The organism is Dickeya sp. MK7, assembly GCF_000406305.1.
GTDB lineage: Bacteria > Pseudomonadota > Gammaproteobacteria > Enterobacterales > Enterobacteriaceae > Dickeya > Dickeya fangzhongdai.
In genome coordinates, this window is sequence record NZ_CM001984.1 from 4,869,328 (window position 1) to 4,888,181 (window position 18,854).

18 protein-coding genes are annotated in these 18,854 nt (G+C 55.0%); 5 read left to right on the forward strand and 13 right to left on the reverse strand.

What is annotated here, in order from left to right:
* Positions 1-135: 135 nt before the first annotated feature.
* Genes DXXMK7_RS21135 through DXXMK7_RS21145 form a run of 3 tightly spaced genes read right to left on the reverse strand, consistent with a single transcriptional unit; the run spans position 136 to position 1,842 of the window.
* Positions 136-795: a DUF799 domain-containing protein gene (locus tag DXXMK7_RS21135; RefSeq protein ID WP_038920716.1), complete on the reverse strand. Its 660-nt coding sequence runs from the start codon at positions 793-795 to the stop codon at positions 136-138.
* Between the two features lie 3 nt (positions 796-798).
* A complete protein-coding gene (locus DXXMK7_RS21140) occupies positions 799-1,152 on the reverse strand; it encodes a DUF4810 domain-containing protein (RefSeq protein ID WP_038920717.1) in 354 nt (117 codons plus the stop codon).
* Positions 1,153-1,170: 18 nt separating this feature from the next.
* On the reverse strand, positions 1,171-1,842 hold the full coding sequence (locus DXXMK7_RS21145) for a CsgG/HfaB family protein (RefSeq protein WP_038920719.1): 672 nt from the start codon (positions 1,840-1,842) through the stop codon (positions 1,171-1,173).
* A 606-nt stretch (positions 1,843-2,448) separates the two neighbouring features.
* On the opposite strand from DXXMK7_RS21145, the gene aegA reads away from it, so the two are divergent.
* Both aegA and DXXMK7_RS21155 read left to right on the forward strand, forming a co-directional pair.
* Positions 2,449-4,452 carry a formate-dependent uric acid utilization protein AegA gene (gene aegA, locus DXXMK7_RS21150; protein WP_038920720.1) on the forward strand — a complete coding sequence of 668 codons (2,004 nt, stop codon included), beginning with the start codon at positions 2,449-2,451 and terminating at the stop codon, positions 4,450-4,452.
* Entirely contained in the window at positions 4,449-4,982 is a 534-nt protein-coding gene (locus DXXMK7_RS21155; RefSeq protein ID WP_038920722.1) for a 4Fe-4S dicluster domain-containing protein, read from the forward strand. Before aegA ends, DXXMK7_RS21155 begins: the two co-directional genes overlap by 4 nt.
* Positions 4,983-5,012: 30 nt before the next feature.
* Here DXXMK7_RS21155 and DXXMK7_RS22760 read toward each other — a convergent pair whose 3' ends face one another.
* On the reverse strand, positions 5,013-5,225 hold the full coding sequence (locus tag DXXMK7_RS22760; RefSeq protein WP_127350766.1) for a hypothetical protein: 213 nt from the start codon (positions 5,223-5,225) through the stop codon (positions 5,013-5,015).
* Between the two features lie 58 nt (positions 5,226-5,283).
* On the opposite strand from DXXMK7_RS22760, the gene DXXMK7_RS21160 reads away from it, so the two are divergent.
* Entirely contained in the window at positions 5,284-6,024 is a 741-nt protein-coding gene (locus tag DXXMK7_RS21160) for a 4'-phosphopantetheinyl transferase superfamily protein (protein WP_038663974.1), read from the forward strand.
* Between the two features lie 62 nt (positions 6,025-6,086).
* On the opposite strand, the gene DXXMK7_RS21165 is transcribed toward DXXMK7_RS21160, so the two are convergent.
* Positions 6,087-7,424, reverse strand: a complete 1,338-nt coding sequence (locus tag DXXMK7_RS21165) for an NCS2 family permease (protein WP_038920723.1) — start codon at positions 7,422-7,424, stop codon at positions 6,087-6,089.
* 273 nt (positions 7,425-7,697) lie between these two features.
* Here DXXMK7_RS21165 and yieH point away from each other — a divergent pair, with 273 nt between their 5' ends.
* Positions 7,698-8,366, forward strand: coding sequence for a 6-phosphogluconate phosphatase (gene yieH, locus DXXMK7_RS21170; protein ID WP_038920724.1), 669 nt, complete (start codon positions 7,698-7,700; stop codon positions 8,364-8,366).
* 4 nt (positions 8,367-8,370) lie between these two features.
* On the opposite strand, the gene DXXMK7_RS21175 is transcribed toward yieH, so the two are convergent.
* The 8 genes from DXXMK7_RS21175 to pstS all read right to left on the reverse strand — a co-directional run bounded on the left by DXXMK7_RS21175 (position 8,371) and on the right by pstS (position 15,709).
* Positions 8,371-9,129: an amino acid ABC transporter permease gene (locus DXXMK7_RS21175; RefSeq protein WP_038663985.1), complete on the reverse strand. Its 759-nt coding sequence runs from the start codon at positions 9,127-9,129 to the stop codon at positions 8,371-8,373.
* A 1-nt stretch (position 9,130) separates the two neighbouring features.
* Positions 9,131-9,874, reverse strand: a complete 744-nt coding sequence (locus DXXMK7_RS21180; RefSeq protein ID WP_038921174.1) for an ABC transporter permease subunit — start codon at positions 9,872-9,874, stop codon at positions 9,131-9,133.
* 103 nt (positions 9,875-9,977) lie between these two features.
* On the reverse strand, positions 9,978-10,814 hold the full coding sequence (locus tag DXXMK7_RS21185) for an ABC transporter substrate-binding protein (protein ID WP_038663987.1): 837 nt from the start codon (positions 10,812-10,814) through the stop codon (positions 9,978-9,980).
* 239 nt (positions 10,815-11,053) lie between these two features.
* Positions 11,054-11,785, reverse strand: coding sequence for a phosphate signaling complex protein PhoU (phoU, locus tag DXXMK7_RS21190; RefSeq protein ID WP_033568181.1), 732 nt, complete (start codon positions 11,783-11,785; stop codon positions 11,054-11,056).
* 13 nt (positions 11,786-11,798) lie between these two features.
* Positions 11,799-12,575, reverse strand: coding sequence for a phosphate ABC transporter ATP-binding protein PstB (pstB, locus tag DXXMK7_RS21195; RefSeq protein WP_038920726.1), 777 nt, complete (start codon positions 12,573-12,575; stop codon positions 11,799-11,801).
* 94 nt (positions 12,576-12,669) lie between these two features.
* Complete coding sequence (gene pstA, locus DXXMK7_RS21200; RefSeq protein ID WP_038663989.1) at positions 12,670-13,557, reverse strand: phosphate ABC transporter permease PstA; 888 nt, start codon at positions 13,555-13,557, stop codon at positions 12,670-12,672.
* Positions 13,557-14,516: a phosphate ABC transporter permease PstC gene (gene pstC, locus DXXMK7_RS21205; RefSeq protein ID WP_038920727.1), complete on the reverse strand. Its 960-nt coding sequence runs from the start codon at positions 14,514-14,516 to the stop codon at positions 13,557-13,559. The genes pstA and pstC overlap by 1 nt, the downstream gene beginning before the upstream one ends.
* 152 nt (positions 14,517-14,668) lie before the next feature.
* Entirely contained in the window at positions 14,669-15,709 is a 1,041-nt protein-coding gene (pstS, locus tag DXXMK7_RS21210) for a phosphate ABC transporter substrate-binding protein PstS (RefSeq protein ID WP_038920728.1), read from the reverse strand.
* A 506-nt stretch (positions 15,710-16,215) separates the two neighbouring features.
* Here pstS and DXXMK7_RS21215 point away from each other — a divergent pair.
* Positions 16,216-18,531 (forward strand): diguanylate cyclase, encoded by a 2,316-nt coding sequence (locus DXXMK7_RS21215; protein ID WP_038920729.1) that lies wholly within the window; start codon positions 16,216-16,218, stop codon positions 18,529-18,531.
* Positions 18,532-18,854 lie beyond the last annotated feature (323 nt).

An 18,854-nucleotide genomic window follows, 5' to 3' on the forward strand; every position in this document is an offset into this window, starting at 1 on the left:
TTCTGATATGGCAACAGGGTTGCCGGCCATTTAGGGGTACAATTAAGAGAGGAAACGTTATGCATAAAAAGTAAAAAAACCGCCCATGCTGCCATGGACGGTTTTCTCAGTTATCAGTTCGGGAAAATAATATAATTACTTAGCTTCTTTCCCGTACATCGGTGAACGTGGGCCATATAGCAGGGAAGAAGGACCACCGGCCGTCAACAGACGTACACTGGTGATACCCGCAATATCATGGCCTTTATCGGTAATGGTATTGGCAATCTGTGCAACGGCAGCCTGAACCAGCAGACCGACAATGCCGTTGTTAGAATTCGACTGCTGTTCACTGGTGGAGGCGGTCGCACTGCCTTTCCATAGCTCCTTACCATTGCGCAAATCCACCAAGCGCGCACTAGCTGTAACACGGGTTTCACTATTTATGACCATGTATTTTGATCCATAGTCAGTAATATCAAGATACAGAGCCGCATCTGCTCCGAAAATCTGGTGCAGCTTCGCTACGCTAACTGCATGAATATCCTGAGCAGTTGTCAGACCATTCTGTTTAAAGGTTTCGTCAGTCACGGCAACAGGCAACACGTAGTACCCTGATTCTGCTAACGGGTACGTCACCTGGCTAAGAAAGCTGGTCCCAGCTTTCACATCCGGAGAGTGGTTCAGCGGCGGCAATACCAGAATAGTTCTCGGTTTGCTTTGCTTGAAAGCAGTATAATCATAAGGTTGCGGCTTGGCACAGCCAGTAAGAACCAGCACACCCATCAGACTGATTAATGCTAAAAAACGGTTCATTGCTTATTTTCCTTTGTTCTTGCTCAACAGAAAGTCCATGAAAGGGGCGGATTCGGGGAATAATGATTTTTCCGTCTCGAACTGCTGACGAGCATCCACACCGCGGCCTGTTTTGGCATACAGCAGACCTAATTGAGCATGCAATCCTGGGGGCACCGGTTTGTTTTGTGATTTAGCAACTTCTACTGACTTCTGCAAAGAAGCAATCTGCTCTTCAGGGCTGTTTTTATCCTGCTGATAATATTGATAAAGTGTAGTCTGATAATTATCCCAGCTATAGATGGTCTTAGGTGCTGAAGCACACCCTGCCAGTAAAGTTGCGGCCAACAACAGCGCTGTCTTTTTATTGAATAACATTATTATTTTCCCATTCCTTTAATTCGATGGACGCCATGCGCCGCTTTCAATGCCTGCAACCAGGTTGTTAACCGCTTCACGAATCGCCAAATCCAGTACTTTGCCATTCAGCGTCGAATCATAACTGGCGGTGCCACCGAACCCGACAATCTCACGATTTGATAGCGCATATTCACCGGCACCCTGAACGGAATACACCACCTCGGATGTCTGAACATTCACGATATTCAGTGTGGTCTTGGCATAGGCGATCTGTGATTTGCCTCTACCCAGAATGCCCCACAGTTGCTGATCGCCGACTTCCTTGCGACCAAACTCAGTTACATCCCCTGTCACAACGTAATTGGCGCCTTTTAATGTCTGCGCCTGGCCTTTAATACCAGCTTCCGTTTTCAGCTCGTCCATGTTGGTGCGATCCAACACATTAAAGCGGCCGGTTTGTTGTAAATGGCTGACAAGAATGGTTTTAGCCTGATTCCCCAGACGGTCTACGCCATCGGAGAAAATGCCGTTCATATAGTTGGAGCGGTTTTCAAATTTCCCAACCGAAATAGGGCTGCGGACGCCTTGATAAGGCGTGCTGTAGGACACAACTTTAGGAGTTTCCACGGTACGTGAAGATTCTGTGGCACATCCGCCCAGCAGGGTGGCGGTAATGACCATAGAACAAAAAACGACCTTTTTATTCATAGACCAATCCCTTATTCAATTTATTGTTATACCGGTCAGCGTTTCCCATGAATGAGGTAGATGCCTGATAACGCCAGCATCCAGCCAACGGCGGGAACCATTATGCTTAACGTTAAGATAAGTAACCACATATTTCACATCCAAAACTAAATTAAATATCCTGAAAAAACATAAAGATTCTCACGATCCTTTTTCGATTAATAAAATTTTCACCATGTATTGCTATATCTGGCTGCATTTTTGTCTTTTTTGATAACTGCATGAAAAATTTTGGTTATTTTTACCCCACATTATCTGTTCTATATCAAGATTCATGCCGACCCGAGTCGCTAGGATAAACCCCAATAACTGAGGGGATCGTTATTTTTTCTCCTGACGAGACAGGTACCAGGCCCCTTCCAGAATCACTTTCTAAGTGACCCGCTCAGGCTGGTTTCGTCACCTTTCGCCTGCCCGGCCGGCAGCTCCGGCGTAACGCAGCCTGTAATCGCAACAGACATCCCGCATTGATTAAGTGAGCACACACTTACTTAATTTAATGAAGGCATGCCTGAAAACGACCGGCGGGTCATACGCACACCCATGCTGTACATGTCGGGAGAGGATATGAATCAGTTTGTTATCGCAAATGCGAAGGATTGTATCGGCTGTAATGCCTGCGAGATTGCCTGCGTGATTTCCCATAATCACGGGCGTTATCCGGAAAACAGGGACGATTTTCACCCCCGGATCAGGGTGTTTCATCAGGGAGAACAACATACCGCGGTGACCTGCCGCCATTGTGAAGATTCTCCTTGCGCGAAAGTGTGCCCCACGCAGGCGCTGATCAGAAAGCAGGACGGCATTCAACTGGTCGCCGAAAAGTGCATCGGCTGTAAAACCTGCGTGCTGGCGTGCCCATTCGGCGCCATTACTGTCGAAAGCCAGTCACAGGGCGCTACCGCCCATAAATGCGACCTTTGCATTGGGCGTCCGCAAGGACAGGCCTGTGTGGAAGCCTGCCCCACTCAGGCGCTTCATCTGGTAAGTGAACGCTCACTAGAAGAACAGCGCCGCACGAAGCAACTGCGGATGGCGCAAACCGCCATTCCCGGCACGCCGCGCGCGGTTCCTACCTTTACCGAGATAGCGTGTAGCCCGCTGGACAAGCGTAAAAACTGGCCGCGCCGGGATGCGGTAAAAAAACCGCTGGAAGAACGGGTAAGCACGTTTAACGAGATTTATCACGGCTTCAACGCCGAACAAACCCTCGATCAGGCCAGCCGTTGCCTGCACTGCGGCCAGCACGCCGTCTGCGAATGGACCTGCCCGCTGCACAATAATATTCCCGAGCTGCTGCAACTGGTGCAGAAAGGGCGCATTCTCGACGCCGTCGAACTGTCGCACCGCACCAGCAGCCTGCCGGAAATTTGCGGCCGGGTCTGCCCACAGGATCGGTTATGCGAAGGCGCCTGCACGCTGGGTAGAGGTCACGGCGCCGTAACCGTGGGCAACATTGAGCGCTATATCACCGATACCGCGATGAGCATGGGCTGGCAGCCCGACCTGAGCCGGGTCAAACCCACCGGCAAGCGGGCGGCCATCATCGGCACCGGACCGGCCGGGCTGGCCTGCGCCGATGTGCTGGCGCGGCACGGCGTACAGGCGGTGGTGTTTGACAGGCATCCTGAAATCGGCGGACTGCTGACATTCGGCATTCCGGCCTTCAAGCTGGACAAGTCAGTGCTGACCCGGCGTCGGGAAATATTCAGCGCCATGGGGATCGAGTTTCGGCTTAATACCGAAGTGGGAACCGATATCAGCATGACGCAGTTGCTGGCGGAGTTTGACACCGTATTCCTCGGCGTCGGTACCTACCGTTCGATGAAAGCCGGGCTGGAAAATGAAGACGCTCCCGGCGTGTACGACGCGCTGCCGTTCCTGATCGCCAATACCAAGCGGGTAATGGGATTACCTGAACTGCCCGACGAACCTTACGTGTCGATGCAGGGTAAGCGGGTGCTGGTGCTGGGCGGCGGCGATACCGCCATGGACTGCCTGCGTACCTCGATTCGTCAGGGCGCGGCGTCGGTCACCTGCGCCTATCGTCGTGATGAAGCCAACATGCCAGGCTCGCGTAAGGAAGTGAAAAACTCCCGTGAAGAAGGCGTGGAATTTCTGTTCAACGTTCAGCCGCTCAAGATCTGTCTGAATGATGACGGGGAAGTGTGCGGGATCAGCCTGATACGTACCGAAATGGGTGAACCGGACGCCAGCGGCCGCCGCCGGCCGAAACCGGTGCCCGGCTCCGAGTTCGTTCAGCCGGCGGACGCAGTGATCACCGCGTTCGGTTTCCAGACGCACAGCATGCCGTGGCTGCAGGACGCCCATATCGAGCAGGATCGCTGGGGCCACATTACGACCACGCAATCCGGTAACCGACACCCCTGCCAGACCAACCATCCTCAGGTATTCGCCGGTGGGGATGTGGTGCGCGGCGCCGATCTGGTGGTCACCGCCATCGCCGATGGCCGCAAGGCCGCACAAGGCATGCTGCGGGTGATGGGGCTGGAGAGTCAGAACATGTCGCTACCGGTCGACACGGTAGTTCAGCAGGAGAATCGGCCATGAATCAGTTTGTGATTGCGGACGCCGCCAAATGCATTGGTTGCCGCACCTGTGAAATCGCCTGTGCCGTCGCCCACGCGGGCGGGAACCAACAAAAATTGCATAAATCGCATTTTTTTCCGCGCCTTAAAGTAATTAAAAATGCTAACGTGAGCACGCCCGTGCTGTGCCATCAGTGTGAAAACGCACCGTGCGCCAGCGTCTGCCCGCACGATGCGCTGGTGCAGCATCAAGACAGCATTCAGGTCATCTCGTCGCGGTGTATTGGCTGCAAAAGTTGCGTCATCGCCTGCCCGTTCGGCGCCATCAATGTGGTGTCGCGATCAGCCGATGACGAGACGCCTGCCCCATCGCTATCAGGCAGTGAAGTCCATAAATGCGATCTTTGCATCGGCGTCGCCGACAGCCCGTCCTGTGTGCGCGTGTGCCCAACGTCGGCGCTGACGCTGGTAACGACGCAGGCGCTGGCCGAACGGGTTCTTGAAAAACAGCAACGTTCCGCCTGGCATCACGCGGATATCCATTTGCGCTGATGCCTTTTTGCCCGTGATGCCAGGATGCGTTCACGGGCAAGCGGCGCAGGCCGTGTCGCCGCGCCCTATTGACATGATGTGATGTAAGCCCGATTTTGGTTTCAAATAAAATAAAATCAGTTTTAATAAAATGTGCTTTTTGACGTATTCTGCTCGGACATAGATAATTATCGCCGATTTATCCGCCAGTTTCTCTTTGGCACAGATATTTGTCTGACCATTTGCGTCGGAAATGAACTTCACAGAGCAGTCATTCTACTAAAAATTATCAGGTTTTTTTCGTTGGCATCATGGAGTGAATATGACCTGTCATTTCGTCAGGTGGGCAAGCACGGAAGCGTTACCCGATCTGCAGCGGTTATCGGATGACCTGATTTCATCCACGCACAGCTTTTCAGTGAAGCGCCGCGAGCGCTATCTGAAAAGCCGCGCGCTGCTGGCAGAGATGATGTTTTATTTCTTCGGTTATCCGGTTCTTCCGCCACTAATGGTTTCGCCGAATGGCAGACCTTGTTTTGTTGATCCGCATCTGCCTGATTTCAGCCTCGGCTACGCAGGAAACACCATCGCAATCCTGCTCAGCGAGGAAGGGAAAGTGGGCATGGACGTGGAAATTGTCCGCGTCTGGAGTCGTGAAACGCCGTCGCATCTGCAAACGCAGACCCACGCGGAAAAAGCCTGGATCGACGCCCAGCTTGATCCGCTGGAAGCCGCCACCCAGTTATGCACTATTCGTCAGTCGGTACTGAAAATTCCCGGTTTCAATACCGGCGGTCCGGAATCGCTGAAATTGCATCCGGCCTCAGGTCGCCTGCGGTCGCGGCATATTCCGGATGTGGAAGTGATCAGTGATATTGATGACTATCTGGCCTGGGCCTGCGCCCATACGCCTCGCCTCGACCGGTTGGTGATGTGGAACTACACCTCGGCCTACGGCATGCGGAAATCCGGCGAAATCGTCCAGCAGCAGCGTCAGTCGCGGCGCTATATCAAACTGAGCAGCCACGCGACGGAAAACGCCCCGCCGCAGTACGCGATGTAGCCGGCAGGAGAACGGAAAAGGACGCCAACAAGCGAGCCGGGGCAATCCCGGCTCGCCAGTGATTAATGGGCGTCGATAAACACGATTTTCAACAGGAACAGCACCGCCACGGCGATGACGCACGGGCTGATGTCGCGCCAGCGGCCGGTCGCGGCTTTCATTACCGCATAGGAAATGAAGCCCAACGCGATGCCTTCGGTAATAGAGAAGGTGAACGGCATCATCACGGCGGTCACGAACGCCGGTACGGATTCGGTCAGGTCATCCCAGTTAACGCGCGCCAGGCTGGAGGTCATCAGCACACCGACATAAATCAGCGCGCCCGCCGCCGCATACGCCGGCACCATGCCCGCCAGCGGAGACAGGAACATCACCAGCAGGAACAGAATCCCCACGACCACCGCCGTCAAACCGGTACGACCGCCGATGGATACGCCGGAAGAGCTTTCGATATAGGCGGTCACGGACGACGTGCCGATGAACGAGCCGGCCACCGAGCTGATGCTGTCCACATACAGCGCCTGCTTCATCTGCGGGAATTTGCCGCGGGCATCCACCAGACCGGCCTTGTCGGTCACGCCAATCAGGGTGCCGGAGGAGTCAAACAGGTTCACCAGCATGAAAGAGAAAATCACCCCGGACAGGCCCAGATTCAGCGACCCGGCCAGATCCACCTGACCGACCACATTGCTGACGCTCGGCGGCATGGAGAACACGCCGGAGAATTTCACATCACCCAGCAGGGCGCCCAGCAGCGTGGTCACCGCGATGGAAATCAGCACCGCCGCATGGATGTTGCGGGACGCCAGCACCACGATAATGAAAAAGCCCAGCGCGCCCAGCAGCACGCTATGCGAGGTCAGCTTGCCGACCGACACCAGCGTTTCCGGATTCGGTACGATAATCCCGGCGTTTTTCAGCCCGATCATGGCAATAAACAGGCCGATGCCGCTGGCGATGCCCAACCGCAAACTGAGCGGAATATTGGCGATCATCCAGTAGCGAACCTGAAATATCGTCAACAGCAGGAAACCCACCGAGCCCCAGAAGATAGCGCCCATCGCGACCTGCCACGGCAGACCCATCGTGCCGACCACGACAAAGGCGAAAAAGGCGTTCAGGCCCATCGCCGGCGCCAGCGCCACCGGCAGGTTAGCCAGCAGGCCCATGAAAATACTACCAAAGGCGGCGATCAGACAGGTGGTGACAAACACCGCTTTGGTGTCCATCCCGGCGGCACCCAGAATCTGCGGGTTGACGAAAACGATATACACCATCGTCAGGAAGGTGGTGAACCCGGCAATGGTCTCGGTACGAGCGGTGGTGCCGTGCTGCTTCAGTTTGAACACGCGATCCAGCAGCCCCTGCTCAGCAGCGGAACCAGACTGAGATTTATCCATGATAAATGACCCAAAGAGAAGAAAGGAAAGATAATCGCCCGGTATCCTATACCAAAATGCGGAGCAGTTAACGCGCCGGCGGGCTTTTTTTTCCCGACGATAACAATTTTCTATATCTCCAGCCTGTTCGCAGCGGTTTCGCCTCACTTCCCGACGGGAAAACGTTTGTCCGCTACAGAGATAAGCGTCAGCAAGTCCCGTATTTCCACAAACATCGCATTATCCTGTCAGTCAGGTAAAGTGGGGATTTTCGTCCTTCAACAAGGAATGCCCATGTCCCGGATTGAATGCGTATTTTTCGACTGCGACGGCACGCTGGTGGACAGCGAAGTCATTTGCTGCCAGGCCTACATCAATATCTTTATTCCTTACGGCGTGCAGTTGCCGCTGGATGAAGTGATCAAAACCTTCAAAGGCATGAAGCTCTACGACATTATCGATCGCATCAGCGAGCGTTTCGGCCTGACGGTTTCAACCGAGCAGATGGAACGCCATTTCCGCCAGGAAGTCGCGCGACTGTTCGATCTCTCGCTGCAGCCGATTTCGGGAGTGCGGGACGTACTGGCGGCGCTGCAAACGCCCACCGCGGTGGTGTCCAACGGCCCGGTCAGCAAAATGCAGCATTCGCTGGGGCTGACCGGCCTGCTGCCGTTCTTTGGCGAGCACCTGTACAGCGGCTACGACATCGGCAAATGGAAACCGGACCCGGCGTTGCTGCATCACGCCGCGCAGCAGATGGGGGTGACGGTGGAAAACTGCATTCTGGTGGAAGATTCGGTCTCCGGCACGCAGGCCGGCATTGCCGCCGGCATACCGGTGTTCTACTACTGCGCCGACGAACATAACGCGCCGATCCATCACCCATTGGTGACGATGTTCCACGACATGGCGCAGTTACCGGCGCTGTGGCAGGCACGCGGCTGGACGCTGACCGCCGCCTGACGGCTCAGGCGGATTCGTGCAACAGCGATTCCGGCGTGCTTGCCGGTTTGCGTCCGCCGAATAGCCGGCGCCGGGCGGGTTTCGGCCCGGCGCGAAAACGCCTGCTGACGCCCTGCGCCAGCAGGTCCAGCAACAGGCAAAAGATAAAATAGACCAGCGCGATAAACAGGAACACTTCGGTCGGGTAGACCATACTGCGGTTGTTGACCTGAGTCGCCAGAAAAGTCAGCTCGCCAACGCCGACAATGTAAGCCAGCGAGGTGTCTTTAATCAGGGAGATCCACTGGTTGATGAACGACGGCACCATCATGCGCAGCGCCTGCGGCAACACGATGTGCCACAGCGTCTGCCAACGTCCCAGCCCCAGCGACATCCCCGCCTGCCACTGGCCGCGCCCTATCGCTACGATGCCGGCTTTCACGCCGTGCGCCAGGTAGGCGGAAGCGATTAACGCCAGCGCACACACCACGGTGGTGATTTCGGGGATATCGACGCCAAACAGGATCGGCAGCAGGAAGTAGGTCCAGAAAATCAGCATGATTACCGGAATCGCGCGGAAAAAGCCCAGTACCATCGCCAGCAGCCCGCCAGCCCAGCCGCGACACATCGCCAACGCCACCCCCAGCCCCGTGCCCAACACCGCCGATGCGATCCCGGCCATCAAACTGAGCGCCAGCGTCAGCGCCGCGCCGCCCAGCGGACCATCCGGAAAGGTGCCCCACATCAGGTAGCTAAAATTGTCGCGGATGATCGCAAAATCCATCTCAGTGCCCCTTTAGCGGTTGCCGGTGCTGACGCCACTGTCCCCAGCCTTCCAGCAGGGCGATCACCGCGATATAAAAGACCGTCGCCACCCCGAACGCCTGAAACGTACGCAGGGTTTCGGTTTCCACCTGGCGGGAAGCATAAGACAGCTCCGCCACACCGATCGCCATCGTCAGCGATGAGTTTTTAATCACATTCATATACTGGCCGAGCAACGGCGGCAGCGCGATGCGCAGCGCCTGCGGCAATACGACATAGCGCATCGCCTGCCAGCCGGTCAGCCCCAGCGCGCAGGCGGCGTATTTCTGACCGTGCGCCACGCCGGCGATGCCGGCGCGAATCTCTTCAGCGATAAAGGCGGCGGAATAGAGCGTCAGGCCAAACAACCCGGCCAGAAACTCAAACGACGGCCCGTTTAGCCCGAGTAGCGGAATCACGTGCGGGTTGTTGAGCCACTGCATCAGCCCGGCAGGCAGCAACTGCGCCGCGCCGAAGTACCAGAAGAACAACTGCACCAGCAGCGGGGTGTTGCGAAACAGGGAGCAATAGGCGATCGCCAGCCAGCGCAGCAGCGGCGTACGGCTATCGCGGCCGGCCGCCAGCACCAGCCCCAGCGCGGTCGCCAACACCACGGCGGCGGCGGCTATACCGAGCGTGACCTGAAAGCCTTGCCACAGCCATTGCAGATACTGCGGCGCCAGCAGCCAGTCGGTCAGCCATTGTCGGGTAGATTCATCAATCATCATAAACAAGAAGGCCCCCGGGATGGGTCCGGGGGCAAATCACAACCATCAAGTAAGAAACTACGGTAACAACTATCGGATGGAGAATGCTATAGCAACGTACTCAAGCCTTGGGTTGCTGATCCAGCGGCGCGATTTTGAAGTCGCCGCGCGGCTGGGCAGACGGCGTTTCCGGCCCAAACCAGCGGTTATAAATCTTCACCGCCTCACCCTGTTTTTCCAGATTCAGCAGGATGTCATTCACTTTCTGCGTCAGGCGATCTTCACCCTTCGGAATACCGATGCCCTGATACTCTTTGGTGATGCTGAACGGAGAAATTTCAAAGTCGGCTTTCTGCGCCGCCGGCAGGTTGCCCAGCAGCCCGACCAGCTTGGCGTCGTCCTGCGTGATGGCCTGCACGTTGCCGTTACGCAGCGCGGTGAACGCCAGCGGGGTATCGTCGTAGGAAATCACTTTGGCGGTCGGGTAGTGTTCCCGCAGGGTGATTTCCTGCACGGTGCCCTTGTCGGCGCCGATACGCAGATTTTTGATATCGTCCGGCGTTTTCAGCACGCCTTTGCGGGCGATGAACTTCTGGCCGGTGGCGAAATAGGGCACGCTGAAATTGACCTGTTTGGCGCGCTCGTCGGTAATGGTGAAGTTGGCTGAAATCAGATCCACTTTTTTCGAGCTCAGCAGCGGAATGCGGTTGGCCGGGTTGGTGGCGCGCAGTTCTACTTTGACGCCCAGCGCCTTGCCGATGGCTTCAGCTACATCCACATCGTAGCCCACCAACTTTTTGCTTTGCGGATCGACATAACCAAACGGCGGATTGCTGTCGAACACCGCCACTTTCACCACGCCCGCTTTCTGGATGTCATCCAGCTTGTCGGCCTGCGCGTTGCCAGAGAGAGAAACCAGTCCTGCCAGGAGAGAAAATGCCAAAAGAGATTTTTTCATCTTATTATCCGCCTATAAGCCGCTGTTCATAAACGATTGTTAACTCAATGAATGCAGGCTAACAGCGGCTCTGTCGCACCGGAAATAACATAAACTCCCATAATATGAACTTATGTTATATCCGGCTGGTGGCAACCACGGGTGACAGGGCGGCGATACAGAGATACAGATGCGACGTTACCAATGAAAACGCCCCGCACAGGCGGGGCGTTGAGAGCATCGTCGGCAGCAGGCCAGACTTATTCCGGTTTTTCGGCGTCTTTCTGCGCCAGCATTTTTTCCAGCGCGTCGCCGCCCAGATGACGGAAGTCCTGGCCTTTGACGAAGTAGAAAATAAACTCGCAGATGTTCTGGCAACGGTCACCGATACGTTCGATGGAACGGGCGCAGAACAGCGCGGTCAGCACGCTGGGAATGGTGCGGGAGTCTTCCATCATGTGGGTCATCAGCTGACGCACAATGCCTTCGTACTCTTTATCCACCTTCTTGTCTTCCATGTAGATGCGCTTGGCTTCATCCAGATCCATACGGGCGAACGCGTCCAGTACATCGTGCAGCATCTGTACGGTGTGGTTGCCCAGCGACTCCAGGCTAACCAGCAACGGCTGATGCTGATGGGAGAATTTCTCCAGCGCGGTGCGGCAGATTTTGTCCGCCACATCGCCGATACGCTCCAGCTCGGAAATGGTCTTGATGATCGCCATCACCAGACGCAGGTCGCTGGCGGTAGGCTGGCGTTTGGCGATGATGCGCACGCACGCCTCGTCAATGCTCACTTCCATCATGTTTACTTTAGCGTCGCCTTCGATCACGCGCTGCGCCAGTTCCGCGTCCTGGTTATGCATGGCGGTGATGGCGTCGGTCAGTTGCTGTTCCACCAGCCCGCCCATAGTCATCACCTGGGTGCGGATGCTTTCCAGCTCGGCATTAAACTGACCGGAAATATGTTTGTTCAGATTGAGATTTTCCATGATACTCCCGTAATCAACCGTAACGACCGGTGATGTAATCTTCGGTCTGTTTCTGCCGTGGCGCGGTAAACAGGGTATCGGTATCGCTGAACTCAATCAGCTCGCCCAGATACATAAACGCCGTATGGTCGGAACAACGCGCCGCCTGTTGCATGTTATGCGTCACGATCACCACGGTATAGTCTTTCTTCAGTTCGGAAATCAGCTCTTCGATACGGCCGGTGGAAATCGGGTCCAGCGCCGAGCAGGGTTCGTCCAGCAGCAGCACGTCCGGACGAATGGCGATACCGCGGGCAATGCACAAACGCTGCTGCTGACCACCGGATAGGCTGTAACCGCTCTGGTGCAGCTTGTCCTTGGTTTCCTGCCACAGCGCCGCCTTGGTCAGCGCCCACTGTACGCGCTCGTCCATCTCCGCACGCGACAGTTTCTCGAACAGGCGCACGCCGAAAGCGATGTTGTCGTAAATCGACATCGGAAACGGCGTCGGCTTCTGGAACACCATGCCCACTTTGGCGCGCAGCAGCGCGATATCCTGGTTATCGGTCAGGATATTGTTGCCATCCAGCAGGATATCGCCTTCGGCGCGTTGCTCCGGATAGAGCTGATACATTTTATTCAGGGTGCGCAGCAAGGTAGACTTGCCGCACCCTGACGGACCGATAAACGCCGTCACCTGGTTTTGGGCGATATCCAGCGTGATGTTTTTCAGCGCATGAAATTTTCCGTAATAGAAGTTCAGGTTGCGCACCTGGATTTTGCTGGCGGATGTCTCTGTGACCATACTCATCAAGACTTCTCTCTTCTGGCGAATCTGGCGAACGCCGCCTGCGCGACGCCCGGATATTCATTAATGTTGCTGGTAATTTTTTTAATGTTGCTGACTAATGCGTCTTCTTGGCAAACAGCACGCGCGCCACAATATTCAGCAGCAGCACGCAGAGAGTGATCAGCAGTACCCCTGCCCACGCCAGCCCCTGCCACTCTTTGAACGGACTCATGGCGAACTTGAAGATGGTGACCGGCAGGTTGGCGATCGGATGCATCAGGTCCGTGCTCCAGAACTGGTTCGACAGCGAGGTAAACAGCAGCGGCGCCGTCTCCCCGGCGATACGCGCCACCGCCAGCAACACCCCGGTGATGATGCCGGAAACCGACGCCTTCAGGGTGATGGCCGAAATCATCTTCCATTTCGGCGTCCCCAGCGCGTAGGCCGCTTCACGCAGGCTGTCCGGCACCAGTTTCAGCATGTTCTCGGTGGTGCGAATTACGATCGGCACCTGCAACAGCGCCAGCGCAATCACCCCCGCCCAGCCGGAAAAGTGCTCCATTTTAGCCACCACCAGCGTGTAAACGAACAGCCCCACCACAATCGACGGCGCCGACAGCAGAATGTCGTTAATAAAGCGAATCACTTCGGCGATCAGCGACTTACGGCCGTATTCCGCCAGATAGACGCCGGCCAGGATCCCCAGCGGCGTGCCAAACAGCGTCGCCCACAGGATCAGCAGGCCGCTGCCGACGATGGCGTTAGCCAGACCGCCGCCAGCGGTATTGGGCGGCGGCGTCATTTCGGTAAACAGCGACAGCGACATGCCGTCGATGCCCTTGGTCACGGTGGACATCAGAATCCATACCAGCCAGAACAGACCGAACGCCATCGTCAGCATCGACATACACAGCGCGATGCGGTTTTTCTGACGGCGCCAGGCCTGCATCTTGCGACGGGTTTCCAGCGAGTCAGAACGGTTTTCAATGCCAATGCTCGCCATCAGCGCGCTCCTTCGTTTTTAGCCAGACGCATGATCATCAGCTTCGAACAGGCCAGCACGATAAAGGTAATCACAAACAGGATCAGGCCCAGCTCCATCAGCGCGGCGGTATGCAGCCCGGTGTCGGCTTCGGCGAATTCGTTAGCCAGCGCGGAGGTGATGCTGTTGCCCGGCATATAGAGCGAGACGCTGTCGAGCTGGTAGGTGTTGCCGATGATAAACGTCACCGCCATCGTCTCGCCCAGCGCACGTCCCAGCCCCAGCATAACGCCGCCAATCACCCCGTTTTTGGTGAACGGCAGCACGATGTGCCAGATAACTTCCCAGGTGGTGCAGCCGATGCCGTAGGCCGATTCTTTCATCATCACCGGCGTCTGTTCGAACACATCGCGCATTACCGCGGCGATGTAGGGGATGATCATGATAGCCAGAATCACGCCGGCCGCCAGAATACCGATGCCGAACGCCGGCCCGGAGAACAGGGTGCCGACCAATGGGATGCTGGAAAGCACGTTGCCCACCGGTTGTTGGAAATACCTGGCGAACAACGGGGCGAACACAAACAGCCCCCACATGCCATAGACGATACTCGGGATCGCGGCCAGCAGCTCAATCGCCACGCCCAGCGGACGTTTCAGCCAGCTCGGCGCCAGTTCCGTCAGGAACAGCGCGATACCGAAACTAATCGGAATGGCGATGATCAGCGCGATCAGCGAGGTCACGATGGTGCCGTAAATCGGTACCAGCGCGCCGAATTGCCCGGCGGGCGCATCCCACTCTTTGGTCCACAGGAAGGAGAAACCAAACGTTTTGATACTCGGCCAGGAGGCGAAAATCAGGGAAACGATAATTCCGCCCAGCAACAGCAACGTCAATAGGGCCGCCAGTCTGACCAGCGCCCCGAAGAGAATGTCGCCCTGTTTTCCCGGAGGTGTAATGGTTGGCTTGTGTTCAGCCATACGTCTCTCTTCTTTCAGATAACTGCGTTTTTCAGATAACTGCGTCTTTAATCAGGTCATTGGAGGAAACCCCAATGAATGTCAGAGGTGGATACCCCGTTTCCGGTTTATCCACCTCTCGGTACTCACACAACCGATCCTGCTAACCGCAATCAGTACAGCGCTTTACCGCTGCTGTCTTTGATCTGGGTTTTCCATGCTGCGCGTACCTGAGCAATCACTTCTTTCGGCAGGGTAGAATAATCCAGCGCTTTGGCCTGATCGCCGCCTTTGGTGTAAGCCCAGTCAAAGAACTTCAGCACTTCTTTGCCCTGCTCAGGCTTGCTCTGTTCTTTGTGAATAAGAATGAAGGTGGTAGAGGTGATCGGCCATACATCGGCGCCTTTCTGGTTGGTCAGGTCCTGTGCGAAGGACTTGCTCCAGTCAACGCCTTTGGCGGCATTGCTGAAAGACCCTTCCGTCGGGCTGACTGCTTTGCCGTCGGCAGAAATCAGCTTGGTGTAAACCAGGTTATTCTGCTTGGCGTACGCGTATTCAACGTAACCGATCGACCCCGGCAGACGCTGCACGAACGCCGCGATGCCGTCGTTGCCTTTACCGCCCAGACCGGTCGGCCAGTTTACGGTGTTGCCCGCGCCAATCTTCTCTTTCCACTCGCTGTTCACTTTAGCCAGGTAGCTGGTGAACACGTAGGAGGTGCCGGAACCGTCGGCACGACGCACCACAGCGATGTCCTGATCCGGCAGTTTCACGCCCGGGTTCAGTTTGGCGATGGCTTCGTCGTTCCATTTCTTGATTTTGCCCAGGTAGATGTCACCCAGCGTTTTGCCGTCCAGCGTCAGCTCGCCGGCTTTCACGCCCGGCACGTTGACAGCCAGCACGATACCGCCGATCACGGTCGGGAACTGGAACAAACCGTCCTGAGCCAGTTTGTCATCCGCCAGCGGCGCATCAGACGCACCAAAATCTACGGTCTTGGCGGTAATCTGTTTCACGCCGCCCGAAGAACCGATGCCCTGATAGTTAACTTTGTTGCCGGTTTCTTTTTCGTAAGAATCAGCCCACTTTGCATAAACCGGAGCGGGGAACGTCGCACCTGCGCCAGTGAGGTTTGCCGCGGCAAAAGCAGAAACCGCCGTCAGAGAAAAACTTGCAGCAACGATACTGGCAACAGTGGTACGCATGAGTTTCATAATCCCTCCTGTGGGATACTTAGACGTGTAGACCCGGAGCTATTGTTTAATCAGAGTGTAGTTTGCTGGTGGAGAAAATAGGTCAATTCGGTGACAGTAAAATGTACGCAATATGACAGTTGTGTGACAGTCGAGTCAGATTCGCTCGTTCGTCATAGTCTGACTACTGCCAGATACCGGCCCGTATCACGTGAAAAAATAGCAATAATGCCCAAAGCGGCATGTGCTTAACGAGCCAGAACGCCACGCCCGCCATCCCTTTTTAACGCCGCGATTTAATGTGTCTTTTATTTTTACCGCTGTTCACTCCCCTTGCCGCCCAGCGATAAAAAAACCTGTTCTATACTCAGATATGTCGCTGAAAAAACAGCGCTCTCACGTCAGGACCCAACTCCCCTACAGGATGTTTCCACTTTTTATAACCGAGCCTAGCAGACGCATTTTTCTGTTTTGTTACCAGGAGTGCAATACACTGATTTTATTTGTTTTTTAAGGGAAAAATGACAATGAAAAAACATAATACCGATGAGCAGCGCGTCGCAAAAATCAATGAATATCATTTGCTCGACTTACACTTACAGCAATCCTTTCAAAACCAGGTCAGATTATTTGCACGGATACTGAATTTTCCGGCGGCGTTTATCTCGATTATCGATCTGGACAAGCAATGGCTGATTTTCAGCGAAGGTATCGATATTGAATGTACTACCCGGGAACTGGCATTTTGCAATTCGGTGATTGCCACCGAGACGACCTTATCGATTCCCGATACGCTGACAGACAGTCAGTTTTGCGAGCACCCGCTGGTTACCGGCGCTCCGCATATCCGTAGTTACTTTGGCATACCTTTGGTGCTCGACAAGATCGTGGTCGGCACCCTGGCCGCCATCGACTATCAACCGCGGGCACTGGATGACACGACGCGAGAAACCGCCGCCTTCGTCGCCAGCACTACCGAAGCCCTGTTCAAATTGCACAGTGACCAGTTGCATCGGGAACAGGAAATCCGGCTGCTGAATAACTCCTCCGTGGTGCTGATCAACTGGCAGCAAGACAACATGCTGCACATTTCCTACATGTCCCCCAATGCGCATCATGTTCTGGGCATTACCGAAGAAGACATCAGACATAACACTGCGGCGATAGAAAACTATATCCATCCGGACGACTACGAGAACCTGCTGTTTGCACTGGATAACCATAAAAAAGGCGTGGCGAATCTGGAATGCGAATACCGCTTTTTGTCGCCCAGGGGAAAAACGCTGTGGATTCGCCAGCTTTCCATCGCCAATTACCATCACAACGGCAGACTCAGCCACGTGCAGGCGCTGCTGATCGATAACTCCCACCAGAAATACCTGCAAAAACTGCTGGTGGATACCAACAACCAAATGCGGCTGGTACTGGAGTCGTCCAGTCTCGGCACCTGGGACTGGGATCTGGGGCGGCATAACATTCGCGTCAATAAACAGTGGTGCGAAATGATGGGCGTCACGCAGGACCAATTCGACTCCTCAATGGATTACTGGCAACAGCTGATGCACCCGCTGGATCGGGAAAGAATGGTGCAGGCGGCGGAATCCTGCATCACCGGTCAGGCAACCTTGATCAACGAGCAATACCGGATGCGCCACAATAAAGGCCACTGGGTGTGGATTGAAACCTACGGCAAGGTGGTGGAATACAACGAAAAAGGCAAACCCATTCGGGTCGCCGGCACCCATCGGGATATTACCGAGAAGAAAAACAAGGAATTACAGGAAGAAGCGGATAAACGCCTGCTGGAGCTGATTAACCGGGCCCAAAAGATCTTTCTGGAAAAAACCGACATCCAGGAAGCCTGCATGTCCATCTTTGACGACCTGCTTTCCATCTCTGAATCGGAGTTCGGTTTTATCGGCCAGGTCAGAGAACACGATGGGAAGAAAGTGCTGCACATCGTCGCCATTTCCAACGTCAGCTGGAACGGCGACAGCAAGAACTCTTACGATACTTTTCTGCAAAACAAACTGCAGTTCACCAGCCTGGACAACCTGTTCGGGCATGTGGTGATCACCGGCAAACCGGTCATCACCAACTCGCCGCGTTCCCATTCCGCCTCGCGCGGCGTGCCGTCAGGCCACCCAATCCTACGACAATTCATGGGGTTGCCCATCTATTTCCGTAACGAGGTGGTGGGGATGATCGGACTCGGTAACCGCTTCGACGGCTACAACGAGCGGCAGTTGCGCTTTCTCAACCCGTTCGTCGACACGTTAGGCTCGCTGTTCTACGCGCTGGAAACCCAGCGAGCCCGAGAAGAGCTGGAAGAAAAACTGCTGGAAATGGCCAATACCGACGCCTTGACCGGCATCCATAACCGGCGCGCCTATATTCTGGAAACGGAAAAGTGCTACCGCAACCATGAGAAAAACACCGCACTGGCGATCATCGATATCGACTTCTTCAAAAAGGTCAATGACCAGTACGGCCATCACGTCGGCGACGTGGCGATTTGTCGTCTGGCGGAGATCATTACCGGCAAACTGCGTACCGACGACTTCGTCGCCCGCCTGGGCGGCGAAGAGTTCGGTTTGATCGTCCACAACGCCAATCTCGATAATGTCGATGCCATCATGAACGGGATTCGCACCGAAGTGGAAAACACCCTGTTCACGGTTGACGGCTATTCCTTCCATTTTACCGTCAGCATCGGCGCAACGTTTATCAAACACCGTAATGTTCAGAATCTGAAAGACAGCTTCGAGAGCGATATGAAGCGGGCCGACGACGCGCTGTACGAAGCCAAAAACGCCGGCCGTAATCGGGTGGTATGGAAGTAACAATAGAGACAGATTTCTCTGATTAGCTAAGTGTTAATTACAGGTATAAAGTGAAACCGAGCTAATACCCAAAGGAGTTACATGCATGCAGCAAAAAAATACTCATAGTCGATCTGTTTTTATCCACATCGTTTATGGCCAGTGCTATTGATCTTGAAACTTCAGATAGAGACTATCAATACATAGTGGTGACTGATACTGTAAGTATCCCGCTAAACCGAACCATTCACTTTTAGAGATCTTCCGACATACTGATTATGTCCCGTTGAGGAGATCGCTATGCGCAAAGCCCGATTTACCGAGCACCAGATCATCGCCGTTTT